Genomic DNA, 12,485 nt, shown 5'->3' on the forward strand with positions numbered 1-12,485 from the left:
CTACACCACTCAGTGGTGTAGACCTGTTGTAGCACGATGAAGGGCGCATAAGGAACCCGCGATTCCGTGACGGGAACCGCGGGTTATGGAACCGTTGTTCAGGGGCCGGCCGGTCAGGCCTTCGTGACGTCCTCGTGTTCCTCCTCGGGCTCCCGGCCCGGGGTCTTGAGGTCGAATCTCGTGATCGCGAAACGGAAGATCGCGTAGTACACGACTGCGAACGCCAGGCCGATCGGGATGATCGCCCACGGCTTGGTCGCCAGGTTCCAGTTGATGATGTAGTCGATGAGCCCGGCCGAGAAGCTGAAGCCGTCGTGCACCCCGAGCCCCCAGGTCACCGCCATCGACACACCGGTCAGCAGCGCGTGCACCGCGTACAGCAGCGGCGCGACGAACAGGAACGAGTACTCGATCGGCTCGGTGATGCCGGTGACGAACGAGGTCAGCGCGACCGACAGCATCAGACCGCCGACCTCCTTGCGCCGGTGCGGCTTCGCGCAGTGCGTGATCGCCAGCGCCGCGGCCGGCAGCGCGAACATCATGATCGGGAAGAAGCCCGACAGGAACTGCCCCGCGTCCGGGTCGCCCGCCAGGAACATGTTGATGTCGCCGTGCACCTCGGTGCCGTCCGGCTTGACGTAGGTGCCGAACTGGAACCAGATGGGCACGTTCAGGAACTGGTGCAGGCCGATCACCAGCAACGCCCGGTTGGCGATCCCGAAGATGCCCGCGCCCCAGGAGCCCGCGTCGCTCAGCCAGTCGCTGAAGTTCTCCAGCCCGTCACCGATCGGCGGCCAGATCCACAGGCACAGCGCCGCGAACGCGATCGCGACGAACGCCATGATGATCGGCACCAGCCGCCGGCCGTTGAAGAAGCCGAGCCAGTCCACCAGCTTCGTACGGTGGAAACGCTGCCAGAAGTACGCCGTCAGCAGGCCGATCACGATCCCGCCGAACACGCCCGGGTTCTGGTAGGTGAACCCCGCCGCGGTGTCCTCGGCGGGCGCCAGGCAGCCGACGTTGGGGATGGCCACGGAGTCGGGCGGGCAGTCCTCGGGGAACTGGCGCAGCACGTTGTAGTAGACGAGGAAACCCGCCACCGCCGCCAGGGCTGTCGACCCGTCCGCCTTCTTCGCCATGCCGATGGCCACGCCCACGCAGAACAGCAGCGGCAGACCCAGCGAGCCGTCCAGCAGCGCGCCGCCCGCGCCGGCCATGACCTTGGAGACGTTGTCCCAGCCGAGCCCGTCGTCGCCGAACACGTCCGGCTGGCCGAGACGGTTGAGGATGCCGGCGGCCGGCAGTACGGCGATCGGGAGCTGCAGACTGCGCCCCATCTTCTGAAGACCCTGGAACAGGGTGTTCCAGCGCGCCCGCGCCGGGCTCACCGCCTCGTCGGAACTCATCCGGACCCCTCTGCTGGAAGCGGGTTTGGCGACCGTCGGCCAGGTGGTGTAGACCAGTTGGCGGACGGTTCCGCTGTCGTGATCGCCATCATTCGGCACGTACGGCATGACCGCTCGCGAAGATGGGCCAACTGTGGGTTACTGCGACAAAGCGGTTCGGATCAGGGAGAAAGAACATGGCCAGCAAGGCTGAGAAGATCGTTGCCGGGCTCGGCGGCATCGACAACATCGAAGAGGTCGAGGGCTGCATCACCCGCCTGCGCACCGAAGTCAACGACCCTGGTCTCGTCGACGAGGCGGCCCTGAAGGCGGCCGGCGCCCACGGCGTCGTCAAGATGGGCACCGCCATCCAGGTCGTCATCGGCACCGACGCCGACCCGATCGCCGCGGAGATCGAAGACATGATGTGAGCCCCACGGCTCACGCGAAGGGGTCTCTTCCCACCGGGGGAGGGGCCCCTTCCACATGTACGGCTACGCTCAGGGCCATGTCTCGAATCGACGGCCGCACCCCCGAACAGCTCCGCCCCGTCACCATCGAACGCGGCTGGAGCAAGCACGCCGAGGGCTCCGTCCTCGTCTCCTTCGGCGACACGAAGGTCTTCTGCACCGCCTCCGTCACCGAAGGCGTCCCGCGCTGGCGCAAGGGCAGTGGCGAGGGCTGGGTCACCGCGGAGTACTCCATGCTGCCCCGCGCCACCAACACCCGCGGCGACCGTGAGTCGGTCAAGGGCAAGATCGGCGGCCGTACGCACGAGATCAGCCGCCTCATCGGCCGCTCCCTGCGCGCGGTCATCGACTACAAGGCCCTCGGCGAGAACACCATCGTCCTCGACTGCGATGTGCTCCAGGCCGACGGCGGCACCCGCACCGCGGCCATCACCGGCGCGTACGTGGCCCTCGCCGACGCCATCTCCTGGGCCCAGGGCAAGAAGCTGATCAAGGCCGGCCGGCAGCCGCTGACCGGCACCGTCTCCGCGGTGTCCGTCGGCATCGTCGGCGGGGTCCCGCTGCTGGACCTCTGCTACGAGGAGGACGTGAAGGCCGACACCGACATGAACGTGGTCTGCACCGGCGACGGCCGCTTCGTCGAGGTCCAGGGCACCGCCGAGGCCGAGCCGTTCGCCCGCGAGGAGCTGAACGCCCTGCTCGACCTCGCCGTCGCCGGCTGCACGGAACTGGCCGCAATCCAGCGCACGGCGCTTGATACCGTCCTCGAAAAGTAAAGGACGCACCAAGGGACGAGGGCGGCGGGGGCAACCGGGCCGACCCCTGTGGCGTCAGTAGGGGTACGGGCGTACGACACACCGTCGTACGCCCGGCCAGTACGGGGGGCCTGCCCAGAGGCAGGGCCTGGAGCACGGGAGGGACACCAGCATGGGCGCGAGCCGACGCCGTCGGAGCCGTATCGCCATCGTCGCCGCGGTGGCGGCCGTAGGTCTGACCACCGGCCTGACCACCGGCTGCGACGCCGTCAGCAAGGCACTGGACTGCGTCCAGACCGCCGAGGCGGTCGCCGACAGCGTGACCGACCTCCAGCAGGCCGTGGAGAACGCGGCGAACGACCCGACGCAGATCGACGAGTCCCTCGACTCCATCGACCAGAACCTCGGCGAGGTCGGCGACAAGACCGACAACGCCGACGTCGACAAGGCCGTCGACGACCTCGCCGCCGCGGTCGACAACGTCCGTACGGCCATCAAGAACGGCGACGAGACCCCCGACCTCAGCCCCGTCACCGACGCGGCCGGCGAACTGACCAAGGTCTGCACGCCGTAATACTGGGGGCATGACCCGCCTGATCCTCGCCACACGCAACGCCGGAAAGATCACCGAGCTGAAGGCCATCCTCGCCGACGCAGGTCTGCCCCATGACCTCGTCGGCGCGGAGGCCTACCCCGACATCCCCGACGTCAAGGAAACCGGGGTGACGTTCGCCGAGAACGCCCTCCTCAAGGCCCACGCCCTGGCCCGGGCCACGGGACTGCCCGCGGTGGCCGACGACTCGGGCCTGTGCGTGGACGTGCTGAACGGCGCCCCCGGCATCTTCTCCGCCCGCTGGGCGGGCCGCCACGGGGACGACCAGGCCAACCTGGACCTGCTCCTGGCCCAGTTGTCGGACATCGCCGAGGAGCACAGGGGAGCCCACTTCGCCTGCGCGGCGGCCCTGGCCCTGCCGGACGGGCGGGAGCGGGTGGTCGAGGGCCAACTCCGGGGCGTACTACGGCACGCACCGGTGGGCACGAACGGCTTCGGCTACGACCCGATCCTCCAGCCGGAGGGCGAGTCCCGGACGTGCGCGCAGCTGACGGCGGAGGAGAAGAACGCGATCAGCCACCGGGGGAAGGCGTTCCGGGCGTTGGTGCCGGTGGTGCGGGAGTTGTTGGGCTGAGACCACGAAAAGGGCCCCGAACCTTTGAATCGAAGGCATGGGGCCCTTTTGTCTGTGCGCCCGGTCGGATTCGAACCGACAAACACGACCACCTAAAGATCGCCGCTCGGCCGTTGGCGTACGGGCGCCGGCACGCCGTCTACTGTACTGGGCCGGGTCTTCTGGCGCCGACCCCCTCTGCACCAGGTGCTGGTGATTGCATGACAGTTCGGGCACAGCAACCGTAGGTTCTCCCGCCGGTCGTCGCTCCAGTCGCCGTTGATGTGATCGACCTCCAGCGTCATGGGCCTGCCGAGCCACTCGGGGCCGACCCCGCAGCCCGCACACTCCTCGGGGACTCCGACCTCGCGCAGGGCGCGGCGCAGCAGGTAGGTCTTCGTCCGACGCTTGCCGGCGTGCTGGACCAGGATCTCCTCGGGACGCTTGGCGGTCACCGCGCCCGCCTTGCCTCGCTGGTGCGCCTGCCCGAGGAAGTGCTCGGTCGACAGGTCCTCCTCGGCGATCCACTGACGCAAAAGCGCGCGTTGCGTCCCGCTGTTGGGGCGCCCCATGGCGCGTAGCGCCCCAGCGATGGACACCGATTCGGCGACAGCCGTGCACAACTCCTCGGTTGTCGGGCGAGGCAACCTGCACCGGCGGCTGAAATGGGAGACGTCGATGCCGAAGTGAGCGAAGCGCCTCAACAGGTAGCGATCGAACTTGTCGTAGGGGTTGGTGCCGAGGAAGGCGATGACCTCGTCGACGCTGGAACACTGCGCGGCGGCTTCGGCCAGCCGCTCCCGGGTGTACTGCACGCCGCTGCTCATGAAGCCCTGCCTTTGCCCCGCCCCCTGTAACTGTCCGTTGTTGAGTGGCAGTCGGGGCACAGGAATCGCAGGTTCTCGATGCGGTTGTTGCGCCAATTGCCGTCGATGTGATCGACCTCCAAGGGGAGTGGGTGCCCTCGCCACATCGCGTCGGTGCCGCACAGGGCGCACCGATCCGACACGCCCGTGGTCGTCATCGCCCATCTGAGCCGATCACTCGGGATGCGCCGCGCCTGGCCGACCGGTTGTTCAACGAACAGAGCCTCCGGCGTTCGAGGCAGCCATGCCCTACCCCGCTGCGTCGGCACCTGGAAATGCGAGACATCGATTCCGTACGTCTTGATCCGCCGGCTGATGTGCAAGTGCTGGCCGCCGACGATCTCAAGTCCGAGGTAGCGCAGTACCTCGCACATGTTCGTCGACTCCGAAACTGCCTCCTGAAGGATTTCCCGTGTCCACTTCACCCCCTCCCGCTCGAAGTGCGACGTGTCCACGCCGAGCCTCCTCATCCGCTCCCGGATGTAATTCCGCGTCGAACTCCGCGGATCCACCCCCAACCCCACCAACGCCTCCGACAACGTCCGCGCCCCCCGAGCCGCTTCTTCCAGCCGCTCCTTGGTGTACGCACTGGCCCTCATGGAGCCCCCTCCGATCTCGGCCACCCGTTCGCAGCCTCGTACGGAGTAACGAACCGACTATCGGACAGTTACGCCCGAAATGCGGAACGGCTCGTACCGGAGGATCTCGGTACGAGCCGTGGGGCAGAACGGGAGAGGTCGGGTCAGATGCCCAGGTCCTTGATGATCTTGGCCACGTGGCCCGTCGCCCGGACGTTGTACAGGGCCCGTTCGACCTTGCCGGTCTCGTCCACGACGATCGTGGAGCGGATGACGCCCATGTAGGTCTTGCCGTAGTTCTTCTTCTCGCCGTACGCGGCGTAGGCCTCGGTGACCGTCTTCTCCGGGTCGGCCAGGAGCTTGACCCGCAGGGACTCCTTGTCCCGGAACTTCGCCAGCTTCTCGGGGCTGTCGGGGGAGATGCCGATCACGTCGTAGCCCGCGCCGGCCAGGAGGTCCAGGTTGTCGGTGAAGTCGCAGGCCTGCTTGGTGCAGCCGGGGGTCAGGGCCGCCGGGTAGAAGTAGACGATCACCTTTCGGCCCTTGTGGTCCGACAGGGAGACCGGCTTGCCGTCGGCGTCGGGGAGGGTGAAGGCGGGGGCCACGTCCCCGGGCTGGAGTCGCTCGCTCATCTCGCTAGCGTAACCGGGGGTCCTGACAGTGCGGCGGCGCGGAGAGCTGACAGACTGTCCGGAACAGTATCAGCGGACTTCGGAGGCCGAACGGTGGCGGAAACGTCGGACACCAGAACCCCGGCGCAGATCGAGGCGGACATCAGGGCCCGCCGCGAGCTGCTGGCCGAGACGCTCGACGAGATCGGGGTTCGGGTCCACCCGAAGACCATCGTCGGGGACGCGAAGGCCAAGGTCGTCTCCAACATCGACCACACGCTCGGACGCGCCTACGTCCAGGCCAACCGGGTGGTCAGTGAGGTCAGGGCGCAGTTCGTCGACGAGGAGGGCGCGCCCCGGCTGGAGCGCGTCGTGCCGGTCGCGGTGCTCGTCGTCGGGGTCGTCGGCCTCTTCGCCGTCGGCACCCGGCGTCGCAGGCGCTGACCCGGCGGCTCACGGACGCGGCGAAGGCAGGTAGGTTCGAGGCGTGAGCGCCAACAGAAACGACACCCCGCATGACGACAAGCTGCCCATCCGCATGCTGCACGACCGTGTTCTCGTGCGGCAGGACACGAGCGAGGGCGAGCGGCGTTCCGGTGGCGGGATCCTGATCCCCGCCACCGCGGCGGTCGGCCGCCGGCTGGCCTGGGCCGAGGTCGTCGCGGTGGGGCAGAACGTACGGACGGTGGAGCCCGGCGACCGGGTCCTGTTCGACCCGGAGGACCGCGCCGAGGTGGAGGTGCGCGGGATCGCCTACGTGCTGATGCGCGAGCGCGATCTGCACGCCGTGGCCGCCGACCGGTTCGAGGGATCCGAGGACTCGACCGGCCTCTACCTGTAGAGCCGGCCGTACCTGGGGACACGAAGCGGAAAGGGGCCGGTGACCATCGTCACCGGCTCCTTCCGTCGCTCCTTTGCTAGCTTGGAGAGGACCCCGACGAGACGCGCCGTACCGGGTAAGGGAAAAGACGACGCACCGCCGTTCGCTTTTCGTCTCTCGGAGGTGCTCCCCATGGCCTGGGTTCTGCTCGTCGTCGCCGGTCTGCTCGAGGTCGGCTGGTCGATCGGGATGAAGTACACCGACGGATTCACCCGTCCGGTGCCCAGCCTGTTCACCGGCGCCGGAATCGTCGCCAGCATGCTGCTGCTGTCGTACGCGGCCCGTTCCCTGCCCATCGGCACCGCCTACGGCGTATGGGTCGGCATCGGGGCGGCCGGTGCCGCGGTGGTCGGCATGGTGGTGCTGGGCGAGCCGGCGACCGCCGCCCGGATCTTCTTCGTCTGCCTGCTGCTGGTCGCCGTGGTGGGGCTCAAGGCGACCAGCGGGCACTGATCAGTCGGTTCCGAGGTCCACCGGTCAGTCGAATCCACGGGTCCACGACAGCGGGCCCACCGTCGTGCCGTCCCCCGTCGTGCCCTCCGTGGTCCCGCCGCCGGTGCTGGTGTCGCCGGTGGTCCCGCCGTCCGTCGTACCGCCGGTGGCGGTGTCGCCGCCGGTCGTGGAGCCGTCGGTGGTGCCCCCCTCGGTGCCGCCGGTCGTCGTCCCGCCGTCCGTGCCGCCGGTCGTGGTGGAGCCGTCCGTGGTGGCGCCGCCGCCGGTCTGGCCCTGGGTCTGCCCCTCGGTCGCGCCCGGGGTCTGGCCGCCGGAGTCCTCGCCGCCGGTCGGCGTACCGCCGTCGTCCGGCTCGTCCGTGCCGGGGTCCGCGGACGGATCGGCGGGCGGCGCCTGGATGACGTCGGCGCCCTCCTGGAGTTCGAGGTCGAAGTCGGTGACCGGCTCGCCCTTCAGGGCGTCCTCGGTGAACTGCGCCCAGATCTCCGCGGGCGCCCCGCCGCCGTTGATCCGCGGCAGGCCCATCACGTTGTACAGCGACTTGTGCTCGGCGGTGACCGGGTCCTGGCCCATCACGGCGACGACGGTGGCGAGGTCGGGGGTGTAGCCCGCGAACCAGGCGGCCTGGTCCTTCTCCGCCGTGCCCGTCTTGCCGGCCGCCGGACGGCCCGCGGCCTGCGCGGCGGTAGCGGTGCCGTTCTGGACCACGCTCCGCAGGACGGAGGTCGTGGTGTCCGCGGCCGCCCGGCTGACGACCTGGGAGGTCTTGCGCTTGGGCAGGTCGACGACGTCCTGGCCGTCCTTGGTGATCCGCTCGATCATCGTGTACGTGCCGTGCTTGCCGTGGTTCGCGAGCGTCGCGTACGCCTCCGCCATGTCCAGCACGCTGGCCGTGGCGACGCCGAGCGAGATCGACGGGTACGGCTCCAGGTCCGGGGTGCTCGCGGGCAGGCCCAGGTCGATCGCGGTCTGCTCGATCTTCTCGGGGCCGACGTCCACCGCCATCTGCGCGTACACCGAGTTCACCGACTTGTCGGTGGCCTGGCGGACGGTGATGTCGCCGTAGTCGACGTAGTCCTCGTTCTCCGGGGCGTAGGTCTCGCCGGTCCAGCCCTGCACCGGGCGCTCGTTGGTGCCGTCGTAGATCGTGTTCGGGGTGATCGGGCGGCCGTCCTGGGTGGTGGAGTCGTTCTCGACGGCCGAGGTGAAGACGAACGGCTTGAAGGTGGAGCCGACCTGGAAGTCGCGGCGCGCGGCGTTCGGCGTGTACTGCTTCACGTAGTCGATGCCGTTGTACATCGCCACGACCTTGCCGGTCTTCGGGTCGATGGCCGCGCCGCCCGCGCGGACGTAGGAGTCGACCTTGCGGGCCTTGGGGTCGAGCTTGTCCATCAGCTTGTCGTTGACGGCGTCGACGAAGGCGTCCTGCTTGTCCTTGTGGAGTGTGGTGGTGATGCGGTAACCGCCGGCCTCCAGCTGCTCCTTGTCGACGATCTTGTTGGTGACGAGGTAGTCCTTGACGATCTGGACGACGTAACCGCGCTGCCCGGACAGGTTGGTGGAGACCGTCGCCTCCTTCGGCATCGGGAACTTCAGGCCCGCCCGCTTCGACTCGCTCAGCCAGCCCTCCTTGACCATGCCGTCGAGCACGTAGTTCCAACGGGCCTGCGCCGCGGCCTTGTTCTCCGGGTGGGCGACGACGTCGTACTCGCTGGGCGCGTTGAGCAGGGCGGCGAGGTAGGCGCCCTGGGCGGCGGTGAGTTCGGCGGCGTCGATGCCGTAGTAGGCCTGCGCCGCGGCCTGGATGCCGTAGGCGTTGCGGCCGAAGTAGCTGGTGTTGAGGTAGCCCTCGAGGATCTGGTCCTTGGACTCCGTGCGGTCCAGCTTGATCGAGATGAAGAACTCCTTCACCTTGCGCGAGACCGTCTGATCCTGCGCGAGGTAGTAGTTCTTCACGTACTGCTGGGTGATCGTGGAGCCGGACTGCTTGCCCTTGCCGGTGGCGGTGTTCCAGCCGGCGCGCACCATCGCCTTGGGGTCGATGGCGGACTCGCTGTAGAAGTCGCGGTCCTCGGCGGCCAGTACGGCGAACCGGGCGGGCTTGGAGATCTGCGCGAGGGTGACGTTCTCCCGGTTGACCTCGCCGTCACGGGCGAGCTGGCTGCCGTCGGCGTACAGGAAGACGTTGCTCTGCTTGGTCGCGAGCGCGTTGGCCGGAGGGATCTTGACCATCGAGTAGCCGAGGAAGAACAGGCCGGCCAGGAGCAGCACGCCGACGACGAAGGTGCCGAGCACCATCCGCCAGGTAGGGATCAGCCGGCGCCAGCCGGTGCGCCTCGGCCGCTTGGCCTTCTCGGTCGGCTGTGGTGCCTGCGGCTGCGGCTCGTCGCTCATCTAGTGCCAGGACTCCTGTTTCGCGTCGTACGTTCCCGTACGACCTCCTACGCGTTCTGCGCCCCCTGTTGAAGACTCTCGCACCATGCGTTCCGTTCCCGGATCACGGCACGCTTCGGCAACGGAAAATGCGTGGCGTGCGTCACCACCTGCGTACTAGGCTCCGGCGCTTCGGTGTCCGGCGGCCCGAGGAGGGTGGTGGCGGTGGGGTCCGCACGGTTGTACGCGGCCGTCGCGGCGGGAGGATTCCGACGGTACGCGACCTATCGGGCGGCGACCGCCGCCGGAGTGTTCACCAACACCGTCTTCGGTGTGATCCTCGTCTACACCTACCTCGCGCTGTGGGACGAGAGACCACACCTCGGGGGGTACGACCAGACACAGGCCGTCACCTACGCGTGGCTCGGTCAGGCCCTGTTCTCGACGCTCGCGATCCAGGGCGGCGGCGCCGAGCGGGAGCTGATGGCCCGCATCCGCACCGGCGAGATCGCGGTCGATCTGTACCGTCCCGCCGACCTCCAACTGTGGTGGCTGGCGGGCGACTTGGGCCGGTCCGTCTTCCAACTGCTGGGCCGAGGAGTGATCCCCTTCGCCTTCGGTGCGCTGTTCTTCCCGATGGCGCTGCCGACCGACGCGACGGTCTGGTTCTCCTTCCTGGTCGCGATCGGGCTGGCGATGGTGGTCAGCTTCGGGATCCGCTACCTCGCCGCGCTGACGATGTTCTGGCTGATGGACGACCGGGGCATCAGCCAGACCCTGATGATCACGGGCGTCTTCTGCTCCGGCATGACCCTTCCGCTGAACGCCTTTCCCGACCCGCTCGGCGACATCGTGCGGACGCTGCCGTGGGCGGCGCAGCTGCAGATGCCGGCGGACGTGCTGATGGGGGAGGTCTCGCCCTGGGACGCGTACGCCTTCCAGGCGGCCTGGGCGGTGGTGCTGCTGGCGGCCGGGCGGCTGCTGCAGACCGTGGCGACACGACGGGTGGTGGTCCAGGGTGGCTGATCCCTTCCCGGGCTCCCGGCTGACCGAGGGCGTGCGCGCGTACGGGCTGATCGCCGGGATGTGGATCAGGGCGTCGATGACCTACCGCACGTCCTTCGTGCTCACGGTGATCGGCAACCTGCTGATCACCGCGATGGACTTCGTCGCGATCCTGCTGATGTTCTCGCAGGTCGACTCGCTCGGCGGCTGGACCCTGCCGGAGGTCGCCCTGCTGTACGGGCTGTGCGGTGCCGCCTTCGGCCTCGCCGACCTGGTGTTCGGCTCGGTGGAGGGGCTCGGCGCCCGGATCCGCGACGGCTCCTTCGACACGCTGCTGGTGCGGCCCGCGCCGGTGCTCGCCCAGGTGGGCGCCGACCGCTTCCCGCTGCGCCGCCTGGGCCGGGTCGCCCAGAGCACGGCGGTGCTGGGCTGGGCGCTGTTCGCGGTGGACGTCGACTGGACCGTGGCGGAGGTGCTGCTGGTGCCGGTGACGGTGGCGAGCGGCGCGGTGATCTTCGGCTCGGTGTTCGTGGCGGGGTCGGCCTTCCAGTTCGTGGCGCAGGACGCGGCCGAGGTGCAGAACGCGTTCACCTACGGCGGCGCCACGCTGCTGCAGTATCCGCCCACCGTGTTCGGGACCGAGCTGCTGCGCGGGGTGACCTTCGTGCTGCCGCTCGCCTTCGTCAACTGGGTGCCGGCGGCCTATGTGTTGGGGCGGCCGTATCCGCTGGACCTGCCGGAGTGGGCCGCCTTCGCGCCGCCGGTCGTCGCGGCGGGGTTCTGCGGCCTCGCGGGACTCGCCTGGCGGGCGGGGCTGCGGTCGTATCGGAGTACGGGGAGTTGAGGACCGGGGTGACCGGTGTGTTCATCGAACTGGACGGTGTCGAGAAGGTCTTCGACGTGCGCAGGAAGACCGGGTTCCTGAAGCGGGAGCGGCGGCAAGTGCGGGCGGTCGACTCGATCTCCTTCACGGTGGCGCGGGGCGAGATGGTCGGGTACATCGGCCCGAACGGCGCGGGCAAGTCGACGACGATCAAGATGCTGACCGGGATTCTCACGCCGAGCGGAGGGCGGCTGCGGGTCGCCGGGATCGACCCCTCGCGCGAGCGGACGAGGCTCGCGCACCGGATCGGCGTGGTCTTCGGCCAGCGCACCACGCTGTGGTGGGACCTGCCGCTCATCGATTCCTACCGGCTGATGCACCGCATGTACCGGATCCCGGCGGCCCGCTACCGGGAGAACCTGGACCGGTGTGTCCAATTGCTGGAGCTGGAGGACCTGTTGGAGGTCCCGGTACGGCAACTCTCCCTCGGCCAGCGGATGCGCGGGGACATCGCGGCGGCGCTGCTGCACGACCCGGAGGTGCTGTACCTGGACGAGCCGACGATCGGCCTGGACGTGATCTCGAAGGCGAAGGTCCGCGAGTTCCTGCGGGAGTTGAACACCGACCGCGGCACGACGGTGCTGCTGACCACGCACGACCTCCAGGACATCGAGCAGCTCTGCTCCCGGGTGATGGTCATCGACCACGGACGGATGGTCTACGACGGCTCGCTCACCGGCCTGCACGAGGTGGGCGGCGGCGAGCGCACCCTGGTGGTGGACCTGGAACGGGAGCTGCCACCGATCGAGGCGGGCCCGTCGGCGAGGGTGGTGAAGGTGGAGGGCCCGAGGCAGTGGCTGGCGTTCCCGGCGGGGGAGTCGGCGGCGGGCCTCGTGGCCAGGATCGCGGCGGAGTACCCCCTGGTCGACCTCTCGGTGCGCGAGCCGGACATCGAGGCGGTGATCGCGCGCATGTACGCGGACCGGGCGACGGCGTAGCACGGGGCGGTGCACGGCAGGGGCCATGGGCTGCAGGGTCGGTGGACGGCAGGGGCCGTGGGCTGCAGGGTCGGTGGACGGCAGGGGCCGTGGGCTGCAGGGTCGGTGGACGGCAGGGGCCG

General features: G+C 69.1%; 15 protein-coding genes, 1 tRNA gene and 1 riboswitch. Of the genes, 10 read left to right on the plus strand and 6 right to left on the minus strand.

What is annotated here, in order from left to right:
* Window positions 1-113: 113 nt before the first annotated feature.
* Window positions 114-1,406 (minus strand): PTS transporter subunit EIIC, encoded by a 1,293-nt coding sequence (locus ACWDRW_RS07840; protein ID WP_451721416.1) that lies wholly within the window; start codon window positions 1,404-1,406, stop codon window positions 114-116.
* 176 nt (window positions 1,407-1,582) lie between these two features.
* Between ACWDRW_RS07840 and ACWDRW_RS07845 the strand changes: the two genes are divergently transcribed.
* From ACWDRW_RS07845 to rdgB, 4 genes are all read left to right on the plus strand, one after another.
* Window positions 1,583-1,816, plus strand: a complete 234-nt coding sequence (locus tag ACWDRW_RS07845; protein WP_107417711.1) for a glucose PTS transporter subunit EIIB — start codon at window positions 1,583-1,585, stop codon at window positions 1,814-1,816.
* A gap of 77 nt (window positions 1,817-1,893) precedes the next feature.
* A complete protein-coding gene (rph, locus tag ACWDRW_RS07850; RefSeq protein WP_451721417.1) occupies window positions 1,894-2,631 on the plus strand; it encodes a ribonuclease PH in 738 nt (245 codons plus the stop codon).
* A 151-nt stretch (window positions 2,632-2,782) separates the two neighbouring features.
* A complete protein-coding gene (locus ACWDRW_RS07855; protein WP_451721418.1) occupies window positions 2,783-3,184 on the plus strand; it encodes a hypothetical protein in 402 nt (133 codons plus the stop codon).
* A 10-nt stretch (window positions 3,185-3,194) separates the two neighbouring features.
* Entirely contained in the window at window positions 3,195-3,797 is a 603-nt protein-coding gene (rdgB, locus tag ACWDRW_RS07860) for an RdgB/HAM1 family non-canonical purine NTP pyrophosphatase (protein ID WP_451721419.1), read from the plus strand.
* Window positions 3,798-3,852: 55 nt separating this feature from the next.
* On the opposite strand, the gene ACWDRW_RS07865 is transcribed toward rdgB, so the two are convergent.
* The 4 genes from ACWDRW_RS07865 to bcp all read right to left on the minus strand — a co-directional run bounded on the left by ACWDRW_RS07865 (window position 3,853) and on the right by bcp (window position 5,852).
* Window positions 3,853-3,925, minus strand: a tRNA-Leu gene (locus ACWDRW_RS07865).
* Window positions 3,890-4,603, minus strand: coding sequence for an HNH endonuclease signature motif containing protein (locus tag ACWDRW_RS07870; protein WP_451721420.1), 714 nt, complete (start codon window positions 4,601-4,603; stop codon window positions 3,890-3,892). The genes ACWDRW_RS07865 and ACWDRW_RS07870 overlap by 36 nt, the downstream gene beginning before the upstream one ends.
* The gene (locus tag ACWDRW_RS07875; protein ID WP_451721602.1) at window positions 4,600-5,241 is read right to left on the minus strand and encodes an HNH endonuclease; all 642 of its coding nucleotides are present in this window, start codon (window positions 5,239-5,241) and stop codon (window positions 4,600-4,602) included. The genes ACWDRW_RS07870 and ACWDRW_RS07875 overlap by 4 nt, the downstream gene beginning before the upstream one ends.
* Window positions 5,242-5,384: 143 nt before the next feature.
* Window positions 5,385-5,852, minus strand: a complete 468-nt coding sequence (gene bcp / locus ACWDRW_RS07880; RefSeq protein WP_451721421.1) for a thioredoxin-dependent thiol peroxidase — start codon at window positions 5,850-5,852, stop codon at window positions 5,385-5,387.
* Between the two features lie 93 nt (window positions 5,853-5,945).
* Here bcp and ACWDRW_RS07885 point away from each other — a divergent pair, with 93 nt between their 5' ends.
* The 3 genes from ACWDRW_RS07885 (at window position 5,946) to ACWDRW_RS07895 (ending at window position 7,164) form a co-directional block, all read left to right on the plus strand.
* Window positions 5,946-6,275, plus strand: a complete 330-nt coding sequence (locus ACWDRW_RS07885; protein ID WP_451721422.1) for a DUF3618 domain-containing protein — start codon at window positions 5,946-5,948, stop codon at window positions 6,273-6,275.
* A 43-nt stretch (window positions 6,276-6,318) separates the two neighbouring features.
* On the plus strand, window positions 6,319-6,672 hold the full coding sequence (locus ACWDRW_RS07890; protein ID WP_250076311.1) for a GroES family chaperonin: 354 nt from the start codon (window positions 6,319-6,321) through the stop codon (window positions 6,670-6,672).
* 75 nt (window positions 6,673-6,747) lie between these two features.
* Window positions 6,748-6,809: riboswitch (guanidine-III (ykkC-III) riboswitch) on the plus strand.
* A gap of 34 nt (window positions 6,810-6,843) precedes the next feature.
* Complete coding sequence (locus tag ACWDRW_RS07895) at window positions 6,844-7,164, plus strand: DMT family transporter (RefSeq protein ID WP_451721423.1); 321 nt, start codon at window positions 6,844-6,846, stop codon at window positions 7,162-7,164.
* A 24-nt stretch (window positions 7,165-7,188) separates the two neighbouring features.
* Here the strand turns inward: ACWDRW_RS07895 and ACWDRW_RS07900 are convergent, their stop codons facing one another.
* Window positions 7,189-9,558: a transglycosylase domain-containing protein gene (locus tag ACWDRW_RS07900; protein WP_451721424.1), complete on the minus strand. Its 2,370-nt coding sequence runs from the start codon at window positions 9,556-9,558 to the stop codon at window positions 7,189-7,191.
* 204 nt (window positions 9,559-9,762) lie between these two features.
* Between ACWDRW_RS07900 and ACWDRW_RS07905 the strand changes: the two genes are divergently transcribed.
* From ACWDRW_RS07905 to ACWDRW_RS07915, 3 genes are read left to right on the plus strand one after another with little or no spacing between them, the layout of a single operon-like run.
* Window positions 9,763-10,563, plus strand: a complete 801-nt coding sequence (locus tag ACWDRW_RS07905; RefSeq protein ID WP_451721425.1) for an ABC transporter permease — start codon at window positions 9,763-9,765, stop codon at window positions 10,561-10,563.
* A gap of 58 nt (window positions 10,564-10,621) precedes the next feature.
* On the plus strand, window positions 10,622-11,386 hold the full coding sequence (locus tag ACWDRW_RS07910; RefSeq protein ID WP_451721603.1) for an ABC transporter permease: 765 nt from the start codon (window positions 10,622-10,624) through the stop codon (window positions 11,384-11,386).
* Entirely contained in the window at window positions 11,383-12,363 is a 981-nt protein-coding gene (locus ACWDRW_RS07915) for an ABC transporter ATP-binding protein (protein ID WP_451721426.1), read from the plus strand. Before ACWDRW_RS07910 ends, ACWDRW_RS07915 begins: the two co-directional genes overlap by 4 nt.
* Window positions 12,364-12,485: the final 122 nt, after the last annotated feature.

The sequence above is a fragment of the Streptomyces sp. NPDC003635 genome (assembly GCF_053587635.1).